The organism is Pseudomonas sp. 32A, from assembly GCF_052682255.1.
Genome location: NZ_JBQYLY010000001.1, coordinates 6,746,917 through 6,769,381, shown reverse-complemented (window position 1 = coordinate 6,769,381; position 22,465 = coordinate 6,746,917). Strand labels below are relative to the sequence as shown.

Below are 22,465 nucleotides of genomic sequence, written 5' to 3'. Positions count from 1 at the left end.
GGTTAAGTGTTGGTACGGTCTAACGAACAAACACTGATCAAGCTGTTACTTGATAGTGATAGCCAGGGTGTTAGCCACTCGGTTTCCCACCCCCGCACTCTGGTTCACCTGTACCACTCCTCGGCTGCCGGTGAAGGCCTGGTCGCTGGTAACGACCTGGCGGCTGCCAGTGGTGGGGGTGAGCCCGGAGTCTGTTAACAGCGTCGTGTTCTGCTGCGACAAAACGCTGTCATCGATGCTTTGCGGACCCGGATTGATACTGATCCGCACGGCATTGATCATCTGTGTATTGGCCCCGGCCGACTGGTTGACGCCCAGCACACCGTTGCCATTGCTGAAAGAGGAGCCCTGGATCGCCGCGTTGGCGTTCAGGGACGCATCGACCTTGCCATCGAGTTTCTGCACGAGTGAATCGTGGGCTTGCCCGCCGACGACGATGGCGCGACTGTTGATCTGCTGTTGCTGATTGCCGGCAGACTGGTTGACCGAGGCGACACCGCTGTATTGCTGGCCGCTGTTATTGATCGTTGCGTTGTTGTCGGCCATGGCCGATGCGCAACTCAGTGCGGCGATGATCAGCCAGGAGCGATTCATCACTGGCCCCCCATCATGCTGCCGATGTTGTTCAGCGGCGCCATGCCCCGCTGGATCGAACCATTGATCTGCCCAGCCATGCTGCTGCCACCACCGCCATGGCCAGCGGATGCGCCGGCCCCCAGGGTTGAGGTGCTCGCGCCCAGGCTGTTACTCAGGCCGGGCAGGTTGCCGCCGGGCATCATGGCGCGGGTAATACTGGAACCGCTGCTGACCCCGGCGATGTCGAGATCGCTGAGTTCGCCGGTCGTGGCGCTCAACACTTGTTTGGAGGGGTTGGCATTGACTGTGCTGGGGTTGCGATCCGGGGCAAAGGAGGAGCGGCCAGCCATGTGGCCCTGTACGGTGCGACCCACCACGATGGTGCCGTCACCCGCGAGCGCCGGAAGACTCACGCTGGTACTCAGTACACAGCTGATCAGCAGAAGGCTCAATGAGCCTGTATGAAGTGTCTTCACGACGGCGTTCCTTATTCTTGGCGCTGACCCTAAACAGCGCTGTCAGGAATAGAGCAGGAGCTGTGCCGCTTTTGATTTTATGAAGAGATTCAATGAGTTGGGGGCGATGAAATAGAAAGGTCGGCGGGATGTGTTTCAAGGGTGAGACAACAGGCCTGAATTCAACTCGCCTGGCAGCTGTCTCAGGAATGAAACACTGGCTGCCATAAACCTGGCAGCCCGCAGCCGGCTGTCAGCTCAGCCGGTGCAAGTGTTTCAAAAGTGGACAGTTCCAGGCAAAGATCAGCCGTGGAGGAGGGCAGGCGCCCTGTCTCCAGGGTCAGCCCTTGGGTGTTTTACGCGGGATCGAATTGAGTACGGGGTTGCCGTCCTGGTTCTGGGTCAGGTAGACCGGCAGGACCTTGGGCAGGGAGGGCACGAGGTTGGATACCTCGTTGATGTTGTAGATGCCACCAATGCGGATCGCGCCGGTGTCGGCGTCGGCCAGCATCACCGGTTTGCTCAGGTAGCGGTTGATCAGCGGCAACGCGTCGGCCAGGGCCAGGTTGTCGAGGATCAGCTTGCCGTCACGCCAGGCCAGGGCCGTGTCGCCCGGGGCAATCGGCTGGGCCAGGGGGCTGGCATCGCCATGGTTGTAGCTCGCCTGCATTCCGGGCGACAGGCGCAGGCCGCTGTGGGCGTCATCGCTGCTTACCAGCACCGAGCCTTGCAGCAGCATGACCCGCACATGGTCTTCGTATTTCCAGACGTTGAACTGAGTGCCGGTCACCCGAACCTGCCCGTCTCCGGCGTGAACAATGAAGGGGTGTTGCGGGTCATGGCTGACATTGAAAAACGCCTCGCCCTTTTTCAGGGTGACCCGGCGCTGGTCTTTGTAATGGCTGTAGACCAGCTCGGTGCCCAGGTTCAGTTCAACCTGGCTGCCGTCATCGAGGGTGACCTGGCGCAGGCTGTTTTCGGTTTCGTAATGCTTATAGGAACTGGGCAACCATCCGGCTTCCCAGCCGGTAAAGGCCGCGAGTGGCAAGGCCAACAGGCCTATCACCGCCGCTACTGCGTAGTTGCTTGAACGGCGGCGGGGCTGGAGTCGCACCCTGGCAGGGGCCGGTTCGCTGCGGGGCAGGTGATCGGCAACGTCCCAGATTTCCAGCATGGCCGCGTATTCGAAGGCATGCAGTGGATGCGCATCGTGCCACTGCTCGAAGGCCCGACGCTCGGCCGTCGTGCAATCGCTGGCATGCAGACGCATGCACCAGTGCGCAGCGGCATCGGTGATGGCGTCATATTCGGCTTCTGATAGGGACTTATCTGTCATTAACTCATCCTGATTTCCAACATTCTAACCTCCACAGCAGGACGGCGAGAACAACCATCATGGCGATTGCACATCAATTGGAACTAATTCTCGTCTGCAAGGCCCTAAAAATCAGGACAGCTAACATTCAATCCCTGTATGGAGTACGAAAATGCTTAAGAAAACCTTAGCCGCCATCGTTGCAACCTCGGCCCTGCTCAGTGCCGGTGCCGCCCTCGCGGACAAACCGGGTGCAGGCTGGATCACCATTGAAAAAGCCATCGAAACCGCCAAGACCAAGGCCGGCTACATCGAGATCTACAAGATCGAAGCCGATAACGATGGCTATTGGGAAGGTGAGGGGCGCAAGTCGGATGGCATCGTCTATGAGTTCCGTATCGATGGCGCATCCGGCAACGTGCTGCGTGACCAGAAAGACTGAATGAGCTGACTGGGTGCAGGCCTGTAGCCTGCACCCGTCGCTTACGGCGTGCCTTCGGCAATCGAGGGCACGGCGTCCAGTTGTCGTCCCAACGTTGTGATCAGCAAGGTCAATGAGTCAGCGTTATCCATCTGTGTGTTGAACCGCCGAGTCAGGTTGGTTTTGAAAATTCCCCGTGCATTGCTCAAGTCCACGCCACCGGTCGTGGCAAGAATCTGCTGCTTGATGTAGTCATCTTCCGGGTCGGTTCCCAGATCAGACCCGGTAGCCCCCCACGCGTCCGATGATTTGAACAATTGCCCGATTGGCGTACTGATCGAGTACGCATTCTCCTGCACGTTGCGCAGCCAGTCCCGAAGATTGCGACCAGCTTGGGTTTGTACTTCGATCAGGTCGGAAAAAGGCGATGTGGAGTTGAGGTAGGCGACGTCGGCGGTGTTGCTCACGATATGGGTCAATTCATGAATCAACGTAGTCGCGCGGGCATGGGCTCTTTGATCGAAGTGATTGATCAGGTGCCCTTCGAAATCGGCTGTGGGCGGGTTGAAGAAGTTTTCGGTGAGATAGATGCGACGATCCGGGTCACCGTCGATGGTAAACGCCCAATGCCGTTCGGGTTCGGCGATATGCGCGCCGGAGACGAAACGCCGGGAATTGAGCGAGTAGAGTGCCGGTTCCAGTGCCTCATCGAGGATGGCGGTCACCGTGTCCATGAGCTTTTGCGCGAGGACTGCCGGAAATTTGGCCGGGCCGGTGTCGGCGTCTATCGGGATGCCAAAGAAGCGGTTGATGAAGCGATGCACCCGGGTCACGGGCGGGTACTGATGGTCGAGCAGTTTCAGGTTCTGCTGGCAGTTGTGCAGGTAGAAGGTTGCCAGGTCCAGTGCCTCGACGATCGCCTGAGCCCTGAGGGGCGAAACACGCCGAATTTCGCTCAGGCCTCGAGCTTCGACATTCATCACCCGGTCCACCTCTGTTCTCACCTCCCGGCGCTCCATCATGGCACTCCAGCCAGGGCCATGGCGGCGAACCGATGCGCCCAGGTCCAGAGTCCATTTGCGCTCGGCATCCAGGCGCACATAGGGCCCTTTGGACCGTGCACTGAAAAGCCGCCAATGGCCATCAACCTGCTTGGCTCGATAGACCTTGCCTGTGCAAGGCAGGTAATGCCGATTGTCTGTCGTTGTGTAGACCCCCGAATTGCCAGCCGTCAGGCCCTCCAGGCTGATGTCGTTGGCTTCGTACGCTTGCAGGCGGGTTCGGGCCTGGGCGGTGATATCGATGTCTTGCCAGGCGCTGGCTGTTTGCATCGGCGCGGGCTGCGGCGCGGCGGTGCCTGGTGCCGGTGATTCATCCATCAATGTACGTATTGAGGCCATTTGCGCGACACCGCGGATGAAGCGTTGCAGCGCGTCGCGCCATCGATGTTGCTGCAAGTCTTCGGCAGAGGCCTTGAACAGTGTGTAGCTTTGCCAGATCACCAACGGCACCATCAGCTTGCCCGGTAGCAACCCCTGCGCCTGTTGCAGGCCATGGGTAAACAATGCCTTGAGGGTGTCCCAGGCTGACCGGCCATTGGCCTGGTTTTGCTGTTCAAACAGGCTCGAGATCAACTGAATGTTGTCGCGGTACAACTGCTTGAGCGCATGGCCCTTGATCGGATTGTCCGCCAGGATGATTTCCGAGGTTCCCCCAACCGTGCTGGCCCAAAGGTTTTTATACGTGGCTCGCTCAGCCTCTGGCAGGCGGCCGATCACCCAGTCCTGCAACGGGCCGGGCAGGTTGAGCCGGCGGATTAGAGCCGCCTCGTTTTCGAATTCCTGGAACGCCTGCTGCGTACCGTAAGGTGCATACATCACCAGGGGCGCCTTTTCGGCGGCGTTAATCAGGTAGACCCCAAGGGCCTTGATGGCGCGAGCGCCCGTCGTGGCGATCAACTCCAGGGGACGGACCGTCGAGGTTGCGCCGTTGACTGCTGCACGGACGATTGCATCCGGCATGTCGAGGACTTGTTCGACCAGGCTCAAGCCCGCGGGTGACAGCAGTTCCTGCAGGCTCAGCGCATGGGCGTTTTGCAGCAACTGCCAGGGCAGTTGCCGGATAAATCGCTGTTCCCGTGCTTCGGCACCTGGCTTGCCAGGCGTAAGCTTTTCGGCCAGGTAAGCCTGGTTGTCCTGCTTGAGGGGCAGGCGTGTGAGTATCTGGCGCACCACGGTGGGCGTCAGGCCGGCGGCCGTGGACTCGACATCGAACGCAGCGGCTTGCTGGCTGATGTGATTGAGGGCGTAGTCCACCAGGTTTTGCCGTTGGCCGGCCAACACCAACTTCGGGAGGATGTAGACGTCTTGCGCGCGCACGCCATAGGCCTGCAACAGCTCGCCGAGCTTGCTGCCAATGTACTGTGGCAACGACAGAAAATCGTCCAGGTAGTCTCTGTCGTCCGTGAGGCTGTGGCGGTATTGCTCAAGGATTTCGATGTGGCGACGCTGTTGGCTGACCGACGCCATCCCCAACCAGGCGGGCAGTGATTGTTGTGCCATGAAGGTCTGGGCGATTTGCGAGGCGTGGCTCAGGTCGTTGGCCGGCAAGGCCTTTTCCAGTTCCCCGAGACGCTTCAGCAAGGCGTCCCCCGATAGCGACAGGGTGAGGCAGTGGGCCCGTTGTGCCCTGTAATGATCAATCCAGGACTGCTGGCGGTGCTGGGCGACTGCGTCGTTGATCAGCATGAATTGACCGAGCGGGCAGGCCTGGTGCGGCTTGCAATAGCGCGGGTCGAGATTGGCCAGTAGCTGCGTACGAAGGTCCGGGGCGGCCAGGCGTCGTTTCAGCTCCGTCTGCAATTGGCTGACGTTGGCGAAACTCTCCAGGCCGCGCGCCGGCGTCCACAGCACGGCCCGGCCTGAGTGGGACGGGTCGAGGCCGCCGCGTTCGGTGAGCATCAGGCAATGAGCCAGGGGCACCCGTCGCGTGAGGCCCTCGGGTTCGACGGTCAACGCATAGGCATCCGGGATGAACCCACCCAGCCCCTGGCGCCGTCGGCGATCCGGGTGTTGAAGGTCAAACACCGTTTGCACGATCGACTCATCAAGGGCGTCCAGGCTGTTGTCCAGGCGCCTGAGTCTGGCTTCGCCCTGGATCGCCACCGCCATGGCATGGGCCATCGGCGCCTTGAGCTGTTCCAGGTATTCGCGGGGAATATCAGCAATGTTGTAGTTATGAAACTTGATCAGGGCGGCATCGAGAACCGCGTTGGCTTGGGATATGTCCAGGCCGGTCAGTGGTGTGGCGCGCCCGCTGCCCTGATTGGCGTAAAGGCCGTAGTGCAGCGTTTGCGGAATTGGCCCGCGCCCCTGTATCAGGCGCGCAAGAAAGTAACTGCGCAGGCTTTGGCTTTCCAGGGGCGCAGTGGCGTGGGGCGCATTTGCGCCGGCGGCGTATCGATTGACGTAGATCTTCCCGGGGTCCTGGCCCGTCAGGCCTCGGCGGTTGAACTCTAAGGTGAGTGCCTGATTGACGGTGTTGGCCAGTGTAGGCTGGGCGCGTACCTGGGCTGCCAGTGTGTCCCGGATGTTGGCCAACTGCTTGTGCAGCAGGGCGGCCCGGTCGCCGGCCAGTGACACGGGACGGGTCGGGTCGGCCAGCACCGAATGAGGCGTCCAGCGTCCGGCTGTATCCAGGCCCGGGAGATGGCTGTCGATCATGTACCGCACATCCAGTGCGTAGTCGAGCAAGGCCGAGGGTTCAATGTCGGCCCGGGCACGCCGGTACAGATCGAGGGCATAGCGAAGGTTCTGTTGCTGCTTGCCGATGATGGCTTCGAGCACCTGCTCAAACAGAGGGCCTGGGATGGGAGTGCCGGAAAACTGCGGCGTCTTGAACCCGACGAACAACCCCCGCTCCTCGAGAGACATCAGGTTGTAGAGGTCGTCTTCATACCCTGGCGCTTTGACCATGGCCTTGAGGGTGTCCATCAGGTCGTCGTAGGTTCCGAGCACTTGCAAACCCTTGTCGGGGGTGTAGAGAAAGGTCTGCGAGTTGCCGATCATCAAGGTGCTGGCCAGCTCGACAGCATTGGCCGGCTGCTCCCAGATCTTCACGTTCTCCACGTGCAGTGTCTGGCCGCCCAGAGGGGCCTGGGAAGAGTACAGCGCTGCCAATACCTGGCTTTGCTCCGGACTGATGATGGATTGCTGGCGCTTGAACAGCAGATCCAGGCGCGCATTGGCGGCCATGGCCCGGGCGAACCAGGCCCGACGCGAGACGCCCGGCGCGATCTCGGTGTTCCAGAACGTCTCCACTGCACTGTGCAGGAACGGGATCAGTTGGCCGGCCGCTTGCTTGATCGCGCTTTCCCAGCGCTGCGTGTCGCGGGCCTTGCGTTCAGGGTCCTTGGCGTCGTCAGACCGCGCGGGATGAAAAAACACCCGGGTTTGCCCGGCTGGCCAGGCTTGCTCACGGTAATACAACAGCACAGCGTCATTGAGTGGCAGCGAGTCGAGCCAGCGCGGCACCGTGTGCCCAGGGGGTTGTCTGGCGAAAAAACTGACATGGGCTTCGCTGGGGACAAGCCTGGGGAAGAGTGGGCGGCAGATGCTTTCAAGCAGGTTTGAAAGCAGGGCGCCCAATGGCGGCAATTGTTTCAACTCTGCCAGCAGCGCCTGGCGATTGACCTCCTGATAGCGCCTGAGGGTTTTTTCCTGTTCACCAAACACGTCATCGAGCATTGCCTCCGGTGTCAGCACCAGGCGGTCGTCGAGCATCTGCGATGCCTGTTGCTGCAAGGGCAGGAAGCACAGCAGTCGCGTGGCGTCGGCCGGGATTTTCAAGCGCTGGGTCAGCGCCGTGAGCACGTGGGCGGGGCTGTCGAATTTTTCCAGGCCGCCGTAGGGGGTGTAGAGCCAGGCGTGCGGGTAGGCGTTGGTGGAACTCATCATGAAACTGCCCGCCAGTTCGACGGTGTTGGCGGTACTTTTATTCAGCCAGATGCGCTGTGCAATCATTGGCGGCGACTGTTGGCGACGGCCTGCATCGCTGGCAAAAAACACCTTGCCGAGAAACTCGATATCCCTGCTGTCGATGTTCAACTGGCGCTCACGGTCCAGCGCCCTCCAGCCAATGCGCATGGCTTCGGGAAAAAAATAGGGAGCCTGGCTCATCATTGCGGTCCTTGGGAAAGTACGGCACTCGACGCTATCCAGTCCCGGTGGCCCCGGGGGCTAGATATGTCTGGCACTCCCTGTCGACAGCCATGGGGCAAACCCTGTCTAATCGACGAACCGATTCTTGTACGCTGTTGCCCATTCCAATAATTAAACGGGAGCTTCAGATGTCTGCATCGCCTTTGGATGTCGAGTCTTCATCAGAGCGACTCAGTTTTGCGCAATTGACCGACCTGCTGCGCCAGGTATTCGTGCGCCATGGCACCTCGGCCGACGTGGCCCAAGTGCTGGCCGAGAACTGCGCCAGCGCCGAGCGCGACGGCGCCCACAGCCACGGTGTATTCCGTATTCCAGGTTACGTCTCGACCTTGGCCAGCGGCTGGGTCAACGGCAAGGCGGTACCGGTGGTCGAGGATGTGGCCAGCGGGTTTGTACGGGTGGATGCCGGTAATGGTTTTGCCCAACCCGCGCTGCAAGCCGCCCGCCCGCTGCTGGTGGAAAAGGCCCGCAGTGCCGGGATTGCCCTGCTGGCGATCCATAACTCCCACCACTTCGCGGCACTTTGGCCGGATGTCGAGCCCTTCGCCGAAGAAGGCCTGGTGGCCCTGAGCGTGGTCAACAGCATGACCTGCGTGGTGCCCCACGGCGCCGACCGCCCACTGTTCGGCACCAACCCCATTGCCTTCGCCGCGCCTCGCGCCGATGGCCTGCCCATCGTGTTTGACCTGGCTACCAGCGCCATCGCCCATGGCGACGTGCAGATTGCTGCGCGCAAGGGCGAGCGCCTGCAACCCGGCATGGGCGTGGACAGCCTCGGCCAGCCGACCCAGGACCCCAAGGCGATCCTCGAAGGCGGCGCGCTGTTACCGTTTGGCGGGCACAAGGGTTCGGCCCTGTCGATGATGGTCGAGTTGCTGGCGGCAGCCCTCACGGGCGGTAACTTCTCGTTTGAGTTCAACTGGTCCGATCACCCCGGCGCCCGCACCCCATGGACCGGCCAGTTGCTGATCGTGATCGACCCGAGCAAGACCGCCGGGCAGAGCTTCGCCGAGCGCAGCCAGGAACTGGTGCGACAGATGCATGCGGCAGGGTTACGGCGTTTGCCGGGAGACCGACGCCATCGCACACGGGCGAAGTCGCAGGCAGGCGGAATTGAGATCGAAGCGGCAGAATTGAGCCGGTTGCGGGTGTTGGCACAGGCGTGAAGCGAGCTGCGCCCGGGGAGGGCGCAGCCGTTACATCAGATCAGTTGCGGCGGCCCAGCAACAGGCCGACCACCAGGCCAAACCCGGCGGAAATCGCCACGGTCTGCCATGGATGGCCACCGATATAGGTCTCGGTGGCATCCACTACCGGCTTGCTGCGCTCGCGCACATTGGACACCGAGTCCAGTGCCTGCTTGAGCTTGATAGCCACCTGTTCACGCAGGGTTTCACCTTCTTCCCCCACCAGTGACGCGCTGCTTTTGAGCAGCTTGTCCGATTCTTCGATCAGCGAGGTCAGTTCACTGAAGGCTTGATCCTTGATTTGGTCTTCGACGGCTTGGGCGGCAGATTTGCGGGCCATTGGGTTAACTCCTTGCGGGTGAATGTGGCAATGAATGCGCTTGATGAAGAATGGAGTGTTTGAAGCAGGCAAAAGTTGCAGTTTTTTTCCTACGGTCAGCTTAGGTGAAATCCAGGCCAGGAAATTTCGACCTACAGTGTAAGATGTCACCTATTTGTGCAGCAGGTAATTCAACATGAGCTTCAATCTGGCCAACAAGCCCCTTGCCGAGCGCGCCGCGCTGGAAGATGAAAAGTCCCGTCTCTACGACCTGTGGCAAAGCAACCTGGGCAAAGCCAAGGGCGAGGCCGCCCGACTGTTTGGCGAGCGCGCCAAGCGCAAGGGCAAATGGGCCGAATGGGTGCGTGCGGAGCTGGACGGCATGTCACCGCCGGAGTTCTCGAACATGGTGCGCAGTGAAGTCAATCGCCTGATGGCGGCGAAGTAAGCGCAAAGCAGGCGACGATCGCCTCGCGCACTTTCAGCAGCAACGGATCGAGTTGCACTTGGGTGCGCCAGCCCAGCTCCACCGGGTAACGCGGCAATGCCAGCGGGCAGGGCAGAACCTTCAGCCCGGTCATCTGCGCGATGGCCTGGGCCGCATGCCCGGGAATCGTGGCCACTGCCTGGCTGCCCTTGAGCAGAAACGGCAGCGCCGCGAAGTGTGTGGTTGAGGCGCCTACATGCCGGCTCAGCCCCTGCGCGGCCAGGCCCTCGTCGGTTATCCCGATAAACCCGCCGGATGACACCAACAGATGCTCACGCCTGACGAACTCGTCGAGGTCGATTACCTGTTGCCCCGGCTCCAGGCTGGCGGGGTCCACCAGGCACGCATAATGGCCTTCTCCCAACACCTGGCGGCTCAGCCGACGCTGGGCAAACCCGCCGGCAGTGATCGCCAGGTCCAGGCTGCGATCGAGCAGGGCGCCGGCAACAATCTGGCTGTGGGTCTGGCGGAAAATCAGCCGCAGCTTCGGCGCACGCTTGGCGATCTCTTCAATCAGCCGGCGACCGTAGGCGATCTCGAAATCATCCGACAACCCCAGCACCACCGAACGGCCCTGATACTGGCTGCCCTGGGGGTCGACCATCGCCAGGCTTTGGCGGCAACGATCCAGGGCTTCGCTGATCACTGGTTTCAACTGGTTGGCGCGCAAGGTCGGCGCCAGGCCTCGACCGGTGCGCACGAACAATTGGTCGCCATACACATCCCGCAGACGGCGCAATGCCGCACTGATCGCCGACTGCGTGACGCCAAGGCGCAGGGCGGCGCGGCTGGCGCTGGATTCGTCGTGCAGGGCCTCGAAGGTTTTCAGCAGGTTGAGATCGACGTTAGCGATATTCATCTGGCTCATATCAGTTAGCAGCGAAGTGGGCTTTATTCATGATTGCTGCTGGCCGGAGAATGGGCAACCCCCATTGATTCGGAGTGATCGTGATGCCTGTTTCTACCGTGGCTGCGCTGCAAATCGGTTCCTTGCCGGGTGGCAAGGCAGAGACCCTGGAACAGATCCTGTCCTATGAGGACGAAATCCTGCGCAGCGGTGCGCAACTGGTGGTGATGCCCGAAGCCTTGCTCGGGGGCTATCCCAAGGGTGAAGGCTTTGGTACCCAGTTGGGTTATCGCCTGCCTGAAGGGCGCGAGGCCTTTGCCCGTTATTTTGCCAATGCGATTGATGTGCCGGGTGTGGAGACCGAAGCGCTGGCGGGTTTGTCGGCGCGCACTGGGGCCAGCCTGGTGTTGGGCGTGATTGAGCGCAGTGGCAGCACGCTGTATTGCACGGTGCTGTATTTCGAGCCGGCGGGCGGGTTGGTCGCCAAGCATCGCAAATTGATGCCTACCGGCACTGAGCGGCTGATCTGGGGCAAGGGTGATGGCTCGACGTTGCCGGTGATTGATGCGGCGGTAGGGCGCATCGGTGGCGCCGTGTGCTGGGAGAACATGATGCCGTTGTTGCGCACGGCGATGTACGCCAAGGGCGTGGACGTGTGGTGTGCGCCGACGGTGGATGAGCGGGAAATGTGGCAGGTGAGCATGCGGCATATTGCGCACGAGGGGCGGTGTTTTGTGGTGAGTGCGTGTCAGGTGCAGGCGTCACCTCAGGCGTTGGGTGTGGAGGTTGCGAATTGGCCGGTGGATCGGCCTTTGATTGCGGGTGGCAGTGTGATTGTTGGGCCCATGGGGGACATTCTGGCCGGGCCATTGCTCGGTGGGGCGGGGTTGCTGGTGGCGCGGATTGATACGGATGATTTGGTGCGGGCGCGGTATGACTATGATGTGGTTGGGCATTATGCCCGGCCGGATATTTTCGAATTGACCGTGGATGAGCGTGCTAAACCCGGTGTGCGGTTTTTGGGTTGAGTACATATCCGTTATTTAGGTAACGGCGGCTTATGGTTCCGCTCTTACAGCGGCTCACTTTGGAAAAGCCCCAAAGTAAGCAAAGGGCTCTGCCCCGCCTGTCGGCGCCTCGCTGTGGCTCGGCGTTCCCTCACTTCGGCATTGCTCCGCGGGCCGCCGCGACGGGCCATCCATGGCCCGGCGCGGCTAAACCGGCGTCCTGCCGGTTTACCCGCTCCGCAATACCTGCGTTCGGCCTCGGGCTGAATGGGGCAGTCAGATCAAAATCAAGATCAAAAGCAAAAGCAAAAGCACAGCGGCCTCCCGGCCGGCTTGAGTGTTGAAAAGCAAATCAAAAGCTAAAGCGGGCACGGTCAAAAATGTGGGAGCGGGCTTGCTCGCGAAGGTCGTTAACGATGACGCTGGCATCCTGATTCAACGCGGCGCTCTCAGGTTTTTCGCGAGCAAGCCCGCTCCCACAGAAAAGCAGATCTGTTTTCGCTCTGGTTTTTGCTTTTGCTTTTAACACTCAAGCCGGCCGGGAGGCCGCTGTGCTTTTGATCTTGATCTTAGGCGCCCCGTTAAACCACGCTGGCCGAACGCAGGCTTTGGAGCGTGGGTAACCTGGCAGGACGCCAGGTTAGCCGTCCTGGGCCAGGGATGGCCCATGACGGCGGCCCACGCTCCAAAGCCGGAGTGAGGGCACACCGAGCATTAGCGAGGTGCCGAGTGGTGGGGCAAGAGCGTTTTGCTTACTTTTGCGCTCTTCAAAAGTGAGCCGCTGTAAGAGCGGAACCAATCTCAGCCATCACCCAAATAACGGATATACACCCAAAACCCACCTCAGCCCCGCCGACTCCCCAGCCATTCCTCCCGGGTAATCTCCCAGATATCCTTGGGCAAACGCCCAGCCACAAACTGCCCCTCATCCGTCCTGACCAACCGCATCCCCGTCCGCTCGGAAATCCTGCGAGACGCCACATTCGGCGCCGCCTTGGGCACGCGCATCACGGGCCGCTCCAGCACCTCAAACCAATACTCAGTCACCGCCGCACTGGCCTCGGCCATCAACCCCTGACCCTGCCACTGCGGCGCCAGCCAAAAGCCCCGGTTGTTATCCACCTCATCCATCAGGCTGACATTACCAATCAACACCCCAGGCGCGCTCTTCAGGCGGATCGACCAATGCCATTCCTCTCCCCGCGCCATGGCCGGCAACGCGACATGCTCCAGATAGCTGCGCGCACCATCCGCCGGGTACGGCCAAGGCACCTGAGCATTCAGATAACGCACCACTTCCCAGTGCGCAAACTGCTGCTGGACACCCTCGGCATCCTCCAGCGTCAGCGGCCTCAGGATCAGGCGTTCGGTATACAGCGTAGGTTGCGCATCCATGTCGTTACCACGTGGCAGTGTTGGGAAAGTCCAGGGTCCCGCGATCCACAAAGCGCATGGTGCCGAACAGGCCACCCGCGAGTTTCCCGCGCAACACGTAGGGCAGGTTATTCAAACTCTGGGTCTGGCTCAAGCCAAGGGTCTGACGCAACACGGAAAACGCCGAAACACTCACCGGCACCGTCAGCACCGTCTCCGAAAAGCGTGGGATGGACCCACTCAGGTCACTCACCCCGGACGCCAGCGGCCGGCCATTGACCTCAAGGTCCAGGGCCACGCCGCTGTAGTCGATCGCGGTTTCATTCGGGTTCTGTACCCGCAGCTTCACCGCGAAACGCACCTCCAGGTCCTGGCTTTGCAGCGGCTCGATACCCACCACGTTGATGTTCACCGGGTCGCGATTGGGGAACAGCGCGCACGCGCTCAGGGTGAGGAGCAGCAGTGACAAAACCATGAGCTTGCGCATAAAACGGGTTCTCCTATTGCGTGACGTCCGGGTCCTGCATCACCTTGAGGGTGGAGGCTTCCGGATCAAATTCATCTTCTTCCAGTTCTATGAACTCCTCAGGCAGGAAGATGTTCAGCACGATAGCGCAGAACGCCCCCACGGTGATTGGCGACTCGAAGATGTTGTGCAGCGCCTTGGGCAGTTCGCGCAACACTTCCGGGACTGCCGCCACACCCAGGCCCATCCCCAGGGAGATCGCCACGATCAGCACGTTGCGCCGGTGCAGGCCGGCTTCGGCAAGGATCTTGATCCCGGCCACGGCCACGGTGCCGAACATGATCAGCGTGGCGCCGCCGAGTACCGGCTTGGGCATCAGTTGCAGCACCGCGCCGATCATCGGGAACAGGCCCAGCAGCACCAGCAGCCCGGCAATGAAGTACGCCACGTAACGGCTGGCCACGCCGGTCAACTGGATCACCCCGTTGTTCTGGGCGAAGGTCACCATGGGCAGGCTGTTGAAGGTGGCCGCCATCACTGAGTTGAGGCCGTCGGCCAGCAGGCCGGACTTGATGCGCTTGATGTACAGCGGGCCCTTGACCGGCTGTTGGGAAATCATCGAGTTGGCCGTCAGGTCACCGGCGGCTTCCAGGGGCGAAATCAGGAAGATCACCGCCACGGGGATAAACGCTACCCAGTCGAACGAGAACCCGTATTTGAATGGCACCGGCACGCTGATCAGCGGCAGCTGGGGCAGGGCGGCCAGGTCGACGCGGCCCATCCACCAGGCCACCACAAAGCCGAGGGTCAGGCCGATCACGATCGAACCCAGGCGCAGGAACGGGTTATTGAAGCGGTTGAGCACCACGATGGTCAGCAATACCACGGCCGCCAGGCCCATGTTGCCGGCGGCGCCCAGGTCGCTGGCGCCATAGCCGCCGGCCATGTCGGTGACGGCCACCTTGATCAGCGACAAGCCCATCAAGGTAATGATGGTGCCGGTGACCACCGGAGTGATCAGCTTGCGCAGCTTGCCGATGAACTGGCTGAGCACCACTTCGATAAACGCCGCGAAGAAGCAGATGCCGAAGATCGTCGACAGGATCTCATCGGTGCCGCCGCCCCGGGCCTTGACCATAAAGCCGGCGCTCAGGATCACGCTGATAAACGAAAAGCTGGTGCCTTGCAGGCACAGCAGGCCGGAACCTACCGGGCCGAACTTGCGGGCCTGCACAAAGGTGCCGAGCCCCGACACAAACAGCGCCATGCTCACCAGGTAGGGCACTTCGCTTTCCAGGCCCAGCACGCCGCCAACGATCAGCGTGGGGGTGATGATCCCGACAAAGCTGGCCAGTACGTGCTGCAGGGCGGCAAATATCGCCGCGCTGAAGTGCGGGCGGTCGTCGAGGCCGTAGATCAGGTCGGATTTATAACGGGGGCGAGGGGTTTGAGTGTCAGACAAAATACGGGCCCGGGCAGGAAAAAGGAGGCGCAGGATGCCAGAAACTGCCAGTTGTCAGAAGTGTGAAAAAATATTTCGAAACCTCCCCCATTAAATCCTCAAGCCGGCCGATACCGTTTATAGGCCCACATACCCATTACAACAGTGGTGCCACCGGTCAGAGCGGCGCGTTGACGCCCATTGGCCGTGTCGCGGCAGGGATGCTCGCAGCCACTCCTTCTAAGAGCGCCCCCCCTATGTCCCTTCGTCACCTGAATATCGCACCTCGAGCTTTTCTCGGTTTTGCCTTCATCGCATTGCTTGTCGTTATTCTGGGGGTGTTTGCGGTGAACCGCATGACCCTGATTCGTCAGGCATCGGTCGACATGGGCGCCAACCAGCTGCCCAGCGTTGGGTATTTGGCCACCATGACCGAGAACGTCCTGCGCCTGCGGATTCTGTCGTTTCGCGTGTTGGTGAACCGTGAACCGGCGGCCTTGCAGGAAGCCCAGACCCGCATGGGCGTGCTGGAAGGCAAGGTCAAGACCGCCCAGGCGGCGTATGCCACCCTGCCGGCGGGGGATGAAGAGGCGGCGCTGTACAAGAAGTTTGCCCTCACGCTGGACAATTACCTCAAGGCTCAGGCCGAGATGGTGAGCTTTTCGCAGCAGAACAAAGTGGAAGAAATGCGCGCCCTGATCAACGGCCGCATCAAGGATGGCACCGACCAGATGGGCGAACAGTTGAATAAACTGATCGCCATCAACGCGGCGGATGCCACTCAGGCCGCCAACGACGCCGGGCAGAGTTACCAGCACGCCATCACGGGCATTATCGCCGTTTCGGTGATTGCGGCCCTGATGACCGTGTTGCTCGCCTGGCTGTTGACCCGCAGCATCGTCACGCCACTGCGCAAAGCGCTGGAGGCGGCTGAAGTGATCGCTGGCGGTAACCTCAGCAAAGTGATTGAGGACGACGGCAAAGACGAACCAGCCCGGCTGATCGGGGCCTTGGCTGCGATGCAAGCCAACCTGCGCCAGACCATCCAGCACATCGCCGGCTCGGCCACGCAGTTGGCCTCTGCCGCTGAAGAGCTCAGCGCTGTGACTGAAGAGGCCTCCAAAGGCCTGCAGCAGCAGAACAACGAAATCGACCAGGCCGCCACAGCGGTCAACGAAATGACCGCCGCGGTGGAAGAAGTGGCGCGCAATGCGGTGTCTACCTCAGAAGCTTCCAGCCAGTCCAACCAGGCCGCGCGGGAAGGGCGCGACCGCGTCGTGGAAACCGTGGGCGCGATCCAGACCATGACCCAGGATGTACAAAACACCTCGGTGTTGATCGAAGGCCTGGCGGCTCAGGGCCGTGACATTGGCAAGGTACTGGACGTGATTCGCGCGATTGCCGAGCAGACCAACCTGCTGGCCCTCAACGCAGCGATTGAAGCGGCACGTGCCGGTGAAGCCGGGCGTGGTTTCGCGGTGGTGGCGGATGAAGTGCGGGCCCTGGCCCATCGCACCGCGCAGTCGACCCAGGAAATCGAAAAAATGGTCGCTGGCATTCAGAGCGGTACGGGCGAGGCGGTGAACTCGATGCAGCAGAGCAACCAACGCACCCAAAGCACCCTGGAAATGGCACGGGCTGCCGGGGTGGCCCTGGAGCAGATCACCCAGTCCATCAGCCTGATCAACGAGCGCAACCTGGTGATCGCCAGTGCGTCGGAAGAACAGGCGCAGGTGTCCCGCGAAGTGGACCGCAACCTGGTGAACATCCGCGACCTGGCGACCCAGTCGGCGGCGGGTGCCAACCAGACTTCAGCCGCCAGTCACGAACTGTCGCGCCTGGCGGTGGATTTGAACGGGATGGTGGCCAGATTCGTCATCTGATCTGAAATGCGATCAAAAAAATGTGGGAGCGGGCTTGCTCGCGAAGGCGGTGTGTCAGTTGATGCATTCGGTGGCTGACACACCGCCTTCGCGAGCAAGCCCGCTCCCACATTGGCTTCTGTGGTGTTCCAGGAATCAGTGTTTCCAGGCCGCCGGATTCACCAGGTTCTTCGGCTTCTCACCCGCCAGCGCGGTCAGCAGATTGTCCACCGCGCATTTGGCCATCGCCTCCCGCGTCTCATGAGTCGCTGAACCGATATGCGGCGTCGCCACCACGTTGCTCAAGCGCAACAACGGCGAATCATGCTGCAGCGGCTCGCGCACAAACACATCCAGTCCCGCCGCGCGTATCGTGCGCTGTTGCAACGCCTCAATCAGCGCCGGCTCGTCCACCACCTTGCCCCGGGAGATGTTGATAAAGATCGTCTCCGGGCCCATCAGCGCGAACTCTTCAGCGCCAATCAAACCTTCGGTTTCAGCCGTCAGCGGCAAGGTCAGGCACACAAAGTCGGCTTCCCGGAGCAGGTCCGGCAGGCTGCGATACTCAGCGCCGAAGCGCTGTTCTACCGCCGGTTTCGGCGAATGGCTGTGGTAGATCACCGGCATGCCAAACCCGAAGTGCCCACGCTGGGCCAAGGCTTCACCAATACGCCCCATGCCGATAATGCCCAGGGTCTTGCCGTGCACGTCGCTGCCAAAATGCAACGGGCCGATGTTCTGGTTCCAGTTGCCGGCGCGCACCATATTGGCCAGTTCCACCACGCGCCGGGCAGTGGCGAGGATCAGCGCGAAGCCGGTGTCGGCAGTGGTTTCAGTCAGCACGTCGGGCGTATTGCTGAGGAGGATGCCGCGCGCGGTCAGGTAGTCGATGTCGTAGTTATCGACGCCGACGGACACGCTGGCCACGGCCTCAAGGTTTGGCGCCAGGTCCAGCAATTTTGCGTCCAGGCGCAGGCTTGCGCCAAGCATGCCTTGGGCCGTTGGCAATGCCGCGCGCAGCTTGGCCAGGCCGCTTTCATCCAGTGCCTCGATCAGCGTGACCTCGGCTTGTTCATGCAGGCGGGCCATCAGCGGCGCAGAGAGTTTCTTGTAGAGCACGACAGACTTTTTCATCGGGTCTTTACCTTCAATTCAAGGGATTGCAGCGGGGCGCGCTCGCGGTCACTGGCGCCGGGCTTGAGGAAGATCGTCAGCACCACCGACACCAGCAACGCACCGCTCATCAGCAGGTACGAAGCGCCGGGGGAACCGGTGCTGCTGTTGAGGTAGCCCACCAGGTAAGAACCGCCAAACGAACCGAGGGCGCCCATGCTGTTGATCAGCGCCATGGCACCGCCGGCGACGTTGGCCGGGAGGATCTCGGGGACGATTGCGAAAAACGGCCCGTACGGCGCGTACATGCACGCCCCGGCGATCACCAGCAGGGTGTACGACCACCAGAAGTGTTCGGCGCCCAGCACGTAGGATGCATAAAACGCGATGGAGGCGATTAACAGCGGCGGCCACACAAAGCGTTTACGTTTTTGCAGTTTGTCCGAGCCCCAGGACACCACCAGCATGCCGATCACCGCCGCCAGATACGGCAGCGCCGAGAGCCAGCCGGCCTCGACCATGTCCATTTTCAAACCGGCCTTGAGGATCGACGGCAGCCACAGCACGAAGCCATACACGCCAATGCTCCAGCAGAAAAACTGCAGCGCGAGGATGATCACCTTGGGTGAGCGAAAGGCTTCGGCGTAGTTCTTCACCGCCTTGATGCCTACCTGTTCTTCGGCGAGGGCGGTTTCCAGGTCTTTTTTATGCTGGGCGCTAAGCCATTTGGCGTCGGCCGGTTTTTCATCCGCCAACTTCCACCAGATAAACGCCCACAGCACCGCCGGCAAGCCTTCGATGATGAACATCCAGCGCCAGCTGAAATGCTGCACCAGGTAGCCCGAGACCACCGACATCCACATCATGGTGACGGGGTTGCCGAGGATCAGGAAGGTGTTGGCCCGGGAGCGTTCCGCGCGGGTGAACCAGTGGCACAGGTACACCAGCATCGCCGGCATCACGGCGGCTTCCACCACCCCGAGCATGAAGCGGATCACGATCAGCATGTAGGCGTTGGACACCATACCGGTCAGGGTGGCCAAGCCGCCCCAGAGGATCAGGCTGACGAAAATCAGTTTCTTGACGCTGCGCTTCTGCGCATAAATCGCGCCCGGTACCTGGAAGAAAAAGTAGCCGAGGAAAAACAGCGCGCCAAGCAATGACGACATGCCCGGGGTGATCATCAGGTCTTCGGCCATCCCGGAGGCGGCGGCGAAGCCGTAGTTGGCGCGATCCAGGTACGCCAGGCTGTAGGTGATAAACACAATGGGCATGATGTACCACCAACGACGGGTGGCGAGTTTCAACGGTTCCATAAGGTTGCTCCTGAGCTTGTTGTAGTTGTGGCAACAGGTAACTGGGTAGCAGCGAGCTTGCTCGCGAAAAACGTAAGAACTCCACCTCTATTCAGGTGGCGCGTGTCATCGTTAACGACCTTCGCGAGCAAGCTCGCTCCTACAATAAGCAGGCAGATCTTCACGCAACGGCAAGCCTTCCATGTCGCCACGGCTCTGCACCGCGCGGCTGCCGATCCAGTTGCCGCGCTGCACGGCCTCGGCAAAACTGAGGTTTTCCAGCAGCGCGCTGATCATGCCTACCGCAAAACCATCGCCGGCGCCGACCGTATCGACCACCTTGGCCACGGGTACGGCGGCGACGAAACCCTGGTCCAGTTGCGTGCGGTAATACGCGCCGTGGGGGCCGAGCTTGATGGCCACGGCTTCCACGCCCTGGTCGAGGTAGAACGCGGCGATGTCGGCCGGGTCTTCAAAACCGGTGAGCAAACGGCCTTCGCTCAATCCCGGCAACACCCAATCCGCCAGGCAGGCGAGGGCGTTGATTTCGCTGATCATGCGTTGCTCGTTTGCCCACAGAGACGGGCGCAGGTTCGGGTCGAAGGACACGCTGCGGCCGGCCTCGCGCATTTGCGTCATCAACTGGCGCGACAGCTCGCGAGTGGCGTCCGACAGTGCCGGCGGGATGCCCGTAGCGTGCAGGTGGCGGGCTTGCAACAGCTCGGGTTTGATCGCCTCGACCGACAAATGGCTGGCGGCCGAGCCACGGCGGAAGTACTCCACCTGCGGATCGTCGCCAGCCTCTTCGCGGGACTTGAGTTGAAAACCCGTGGGGTGCAGCGGGTCGACCGCCACATGCCCGCAGTCCAGGCCTTCGTTCTGCAAGGTGTCCACCACAAAACGCCCGAGGGAATCGGCGCCCACGCGGCTTAGCCACGCCACGTTGAACCCCAGGCGCGACAGGCCGATGGCGACGTTGCTGTCGGCGCCGGCAATGCGTTTGTGAAACTGTGCGACCTGGGCCAGGTCGCCGGTCTGCTCGGCGACAAACATCGCCATGGTTTCACCAAACGACAGGATATCGATCTCAGACATGGGCATTCTCCACGCGGGGCTGGCCAAGGACGGTGAGGGCGGCGACCTGCTGTGCGGTGACCTGCACCAGGTCATCACCTTGCAGCGGAAACTCCACAGCCCGGGTAATACCTTGAGTCATGTGCTTGAGCAGTTGTTCCCACAGATGCAGGTCGGCGGCGCCCGGCGGCAGGGCCACCAGCTTGCCGTCGGCGCGCCGGGCCACGGCCTTGCAGTGCAGGTAATCCACATACCGGCCCAGCAGGCGTGCAGCGGTGGTCGCCGATTGGTCCTGCCATTGCCAGTTGCCGATATCGAAGGTCATTTTTACCGGCACGGCCAGACGCTCGACTTCGTTGAAAAAACGCTGCATCGGCTCGATGCGCCCGCCGTGCAGGGTCTGGTCGTTCTCCACCAGCAGCTTGACCGGATGCCGGTTGAGCAGGGCGCTCAAGCTGTCCAGGTCGTTGGTGTCGGTGAAATAGCCGAGGGAGACTTTCAGCCATCGGGCGCCAAACGCCTGGGCGCGGTCGAGAGTGGTGGCCAGTTCGGCGTTGGGTTGCGAGCGGCCGGCCACCCAGAGTTCCAGGGGCGAGGAGAACACGCATTCCAGGCCTTGATCGGCGGCGGCTTGCGCCAGTTCAAGCGGTTGTTCGGTGGTCAGCAATTCTTCGCGCCATTCGATACGTTGCGCGCCAGCGGCGGCCAGCACCGAGACGAAGCTCAACTGGCCCTGCTGGCGGACCAGGTCGGCGCCGTAGCTGGAAAGGCTGATGGAGACGGGGTATTTATGCATTGTTGTGGACCTCTGAAACCGGTTTCATTTTTATTCGCAAAATGTTGAATTGAACCAGCCGTAGCAGCTGTCGAGCCTGGGCGAGGCTGCGTCGGCGGTCTACCTGACACATCGCAAACGCAGCCTCGCCCGGGCTCGACAGCTGCTACGGGCGCCTGGTGGAGCCTCGAATGATCAGTTGCGGCAAGAAGTCCAGGGTACGTGTCGGCTCGGTATCGCCGCGCAAGCGCTTGAGCAAGCAGTCGAAAGCCTTGGCGCCGATGGCCTCGGTGGGCTGGGCGAGGGCGGTGATGCCGTTGCCCACCAGCGGGTACCAGTCGAGGTCATCCAGCGCGATCAGGCCTACGTCATCAAACAGGTCGCAGCCTAAATTTTTCAATGCGCGGGTACACGCCAGTGCTGCGATTCCGTTGGCGCAGAACAACGCCTTGGGGCTGGGTTTGGCCAGAAACTTTTGCAGACGCTGTTCCAGTTTGCCGTCCAACTCCACTACAGCGCCGGTCAACGTCGGACGATTGGCAATCTCCGCCTTGAAACTGTCCAGGCGCTCAAGCCGCGAGCTGGTGCCGTCGGTGGCTTCAGTCACTAACAGCAGGTCGCGGTAGCCTTGCTGTTCAAGGTGCTCAACCGCCATGCGTACCGCCACCGGGTTATCCAGCCCCACCAGGTCGCTGTGCAGCGGCTCGACCTTACGGTCCACCAGCACCAGCGGCATTTCCCGTTGCAGCTCCAGCAATTGGTCGAGGTGATGGCCAAGGGTATTCACGATCAACCCTTCGATGTTGTAGGCGCGCAGGGCCGCGAGGTGCTGGCGCTCCTGCTCGTCATCGCGGTCGGTGTTGCACACCACCAGGCTGTAGCCGTGCTGGCGGCAGGCGGTTTCCACGCCATGCATCACGGCAATCGAATAGGGGTTGCGGATGTCGGCCACCAGCATGCCGATCAGGCGGGTGCGCCCGCGCTTCAAACCACGGGCCATCTGGTTGGGGCGGTAGCCGAGTTCACCGATGGCCTGCTCGATGCGCAGGGCGATGGCATCGGAGAGCAGGGCGCGGTCGTCGCCGATAAAACGCGAAACGCTGGCCTTGGACACACCGGCACGCTCGGCTACGTCAAGCATGGTCACGCGGCTGCGTTGGGCGGCGGAAAAAGAGGTCACGGTGCAGGGCCTTTCTTATTGGAGTTGGAGGTCATCAAGCACCGGCAAGGAT

At 61.3% G+C, this 22,465-nt stretch carries 20 protein-coding genes; 5 read left to right on the top strand and 15 right to left on the bottom strand.

The annotated features are described in order from the left end of the window. Window positions 1-45: 45 nt before the first annotated feature. The 3 genes from ACUN0G_RS30995 to ACUN0G_RS30985 form a co-directional block, all read right to left on the bottom strand. A complete protein-coding gene (locus tag ACUN0G_RS30995; RefSeq protein WP_445575261.1) occupies window positions 46-594 on the bottom strand; it encodes an adhesin in 549 nt (182 codons plus the stop codon). Beyond that, on the bottom strand, window positions 594-1,052 hold the full coding sequence (locus ACUN0G_RS30990; RefSeq protein ID WP_258345298.1) for a hypothetical protein: 459 nt from the start codon (window positions 1,050-1,052) through the stop codon (window positions 594-596). The genes ACUN0G_RS30995 and ACUN0G_RS30990 overlap by 1 nt, the downstream gene beginning before the upstream one ends. Before the next feature lie 319 nt (window positions 1,053-1,371). Then, window positions 1,372-2,367, bottom strand: coding sequence for a FecR family protein (locus ACUN0G_RS30985; RefSeq protein WP_445575260.1), 996 nt, complete (start codon window positions 2,365-2,367; stop codon window positions 1,372-1,374). A 151-nt stretch (window positions 2,368-2,518) separates the two neighbouring features. Here ACUN0G_RS30985 and ACUN0G_RS30980 point away from each other — a divergent pair, with 151 nt between their 5' ends. Further along, a complete protein-coding gene (locus ACUN0G_RS30980) occupies window positions 2,519-2,788 on the top strand; it encodes a PepSY domain-containing protein (protein ID WP_421523698.1) in 270 nt (89 codons plus the stop codon). A gap of 41 nt (window positions 2,789-2,829) precedes the next feature. Here the strand turns inward: ACUN0G_RS30980 and ACUN0G_RS30975 are convergent, their stop codons facing one another. Beyond that, window positions 2,830-7,944 (bottom strand): dermonecrotic toxin domain-containing protein, encoded by a 5,115-nt coding sequence (locus ACUN0G_RS30975; protein ID WP_445575259.1) that lies wholly within the window; start codon window positions 7,942-7,944, stop codon window positions 2,830-2,832. Window positions 7,945-8,114: 170 nt separating this feature from the next. On the opposite strand from ACUN0G_RS30975, the gene ACUN0G_RS30970 reads away from it, so the two are divergent. Further along, the gene (locus ACUN0G_RS30970) at window positions 8,115-9,152 is read left to right on the top strand and encodes an Ldh family oxidoreductase (RefSeq protein WP_445575258.1); all 1,038 of its coding nucleotides are present in this window, start codon (window positions 8,115-8,117) and stop codon (window positions 9,150-9,152) included. A 40-nt stretch (window positions 9,153-9,192) separates the two neighbouring features. Here the strand turns inward: ACUN0G_RS30970 and ACUN0G_RS30965 are convergent, their stop codons facing one another. After that, window positions 9,193-9,513 (bottom strand): DUF883 family protein, encoded by a 321-nt coding sequence (locus tag ACUN0G_RS30965; protein ID WP_445575257.1) that lies wholly within the window; start codon window positions 9,511-9,513, stop codon window positions 9,193-9,195. Window positions 9,514-9,688: 175 nt separating this feature from the next. On the opposite strand from ACUN0G_RS30965, the gene ACUN0G_RS30960 reads away from it, so the two are divergent. Then, entirely contained in the window at window positions 9,689-9,940 is a 252-nt protein-coding gene (locus ACUN0G_RS30960) for a hypothetical protein (protein ID WP_003217960.1), read from the top strand. On the opposite strand, the gene ACUN0G_RS30955 is transcribed toward ACUN0G_RS30960, so the two are convergent. Continuing rightward, the gene (locus ACUN0G_RS30955) at window positions 9,915-10,847 is read right to left on the bottom strand and encodes a LysR substrate-binding domain-containing protein (RefSeq protein ID WP_445575256.1); all 933 of its coding nucleotides are present in this window, start codon (window positions 10,845-10,847) and stop codon (window positions 9,915-9,917) included. The two genes, ACUN0G_RS30960 and ACUN0G_RS30955, sit on opposite strands and share 26 nt — an antisense overlap. Before the next feature lie 83 nt (window positions 10,848-10,930). Between ACUN0G_RS30955 and ACUN0G_RS30950 the strand changes: the two genes are divergently transcribed. Then, window positions 10,931-11,854, top strand: a complete 924-nt coding sequence (locus ACUN0G_RS30950) for a carbon-nitrogen hydrolase family protein (RefSeq protein ID WP_445575255.1) — start codon at window positions 10,931-10,933, stop codon at window positions 11,852-11,854. Between the two features lie 331 nt (window positions 11,855-12,185). Here ACUN0G_RS30950 and ACUN0G_RS30945 read toward each other — a convergent pair whose 3' ends face one another. From ACUN0G_RS30945 to ACUN0G_RS30930, 4 genes are all read right to left on the bottom strand, one after another. Then, window positions 12,186-12,362, bottom strand: coding sequence for a hypothetical protein (locus ACUN0G_RS30945; RefSeq protein ID WP_445575254.1), 177 nt, complete (start codon window positions 12,360-12,362; stop codon window positions 12,186-12,188). A 314-nt stretch (window positions 12,363-12,676) separates the two neighbouring features. Continuing rightward, window positions 12,677-13,228: a GNAT family N-acetyltransferase gene (locus ACUN0G_RS30940; RefSeq protein ID WP_445575253.1), complete on the bottom strand. Its 552-nt coding sequence runs from the start codon at window positions 13,226-13,228 to the stop codon at window positions 12,677-12,679. A gap of 4 nt (window positions 13,229-13,232) precedes the next feature. Next, window positions 13,233-13,694, bottom strand: a complete 462-nt coding sequence (locus tag ACUN0G_RS30935) for an LEA type 2 family protein (RefSeq protein WP_258345311.1) — start codon at window positions 13,692-13,694, stop codon at window positions 13,233-13,235. Between the two features lie 13 nt (window positions 13,695-13,707). After that, a complete protein-coding gene (locus ACUN0G_RS30930; protein WP_445575252.1) occupies window positions 13,708-15,135 on the bottom strand; it encodes a nucleobase:cation symporter-2 family protein in 1,428 nt (475 codons plus the stop codon). 200 nt (window positions 15,136-15,335) lie between these two features. Between ACUN0G_RS30930 and ACUN0G_RS30925 the strand changes: the two genes are divergently transcribed. After that, the gene (locus ACUN0G_RS30925) at window positions 15,336-16,997 is read left to right on the top strand and encodes a methyl-accepting chemotaxis protein (protein WP_445575251.1); all 1,662 of its coding nucleotides are present in this window, start codon (window positions 15,336-15,338) and stop codon (window positions 16,995-16,997) included. Between the two features lie 135 nt (window positions 16,998-17,132). Here ACUN0G_RS30925 and ACUN0G_RS30920 read toward each other — a convergent pair whose 3' ends face one another. From ACUN0G_RS30920 to ACUN0G_RS30900, 5 genes are all read right to left on the bottom strand, one after another. Further along, complete coding sequence (locus ACUN0G_RS30920) at window positions 17,133-18,110, bottom strand: NAD(P)-dependent oxidoreductase (protein ID WP_445575250.1); 978 nt, start codon at window positions 18,108-18,110, stop codon at window positions 17,133-17,135. Continuing rightward, complete coding sequence (locus ACUN0G_RS30915) at window positions 18,107-19,405, bottom strand: MFS transporter (RefSeq protein WP_445575249.1); 1,299 nt, start codon at window positions 19,403-19,405, stop codon at window positions 18,107-18,109. The genes ACUN0G_RS30920 and ACUN0G_RS30915 overlap by 4 nt, the downstream gene beginning before the upstream one ends. Before the next feature lie 111 nt (window positions 19,406-19,516). Next, entirely contained in the window at window positions 19,517-20,479 is a 963-nt protein-coding gene (locus ACUN0G_RS30910; protein WP_445575248.1) for a sugar kinase, read from the bottom strand. Further along, the gene (locus ACUN0G_RS30905; protein ID WP_445575247.1) at window positions 20,472-21,254 is read right to left on the bottom strand and encodes a sugar phosphate isomerase/epimerase family protein; all 783 of its coding nucleotides are present in this window, start codon (window positions 21,252-21,254) and stop codon (window positions 20,472-20,474) included. Before ACUN0G_RS30905 ends, ACUN0G_RS30910 begins: the two co-directional genes overlap by 8 nt. A gap of 145 nt (window positions 21,255-21,399) precedes the next feature. Further along, entirely contained in the window at window positions 21,400-22,413 is a 1,014-nt protein-coding gene (locus ACUN0G_RS30900; protein WP_445575246.1) for a LacI family DNA-binding transcriptional regulator, read from the bottom strand. Window positions 22,414-22,465: the final 52 nt, after the last annotated feature.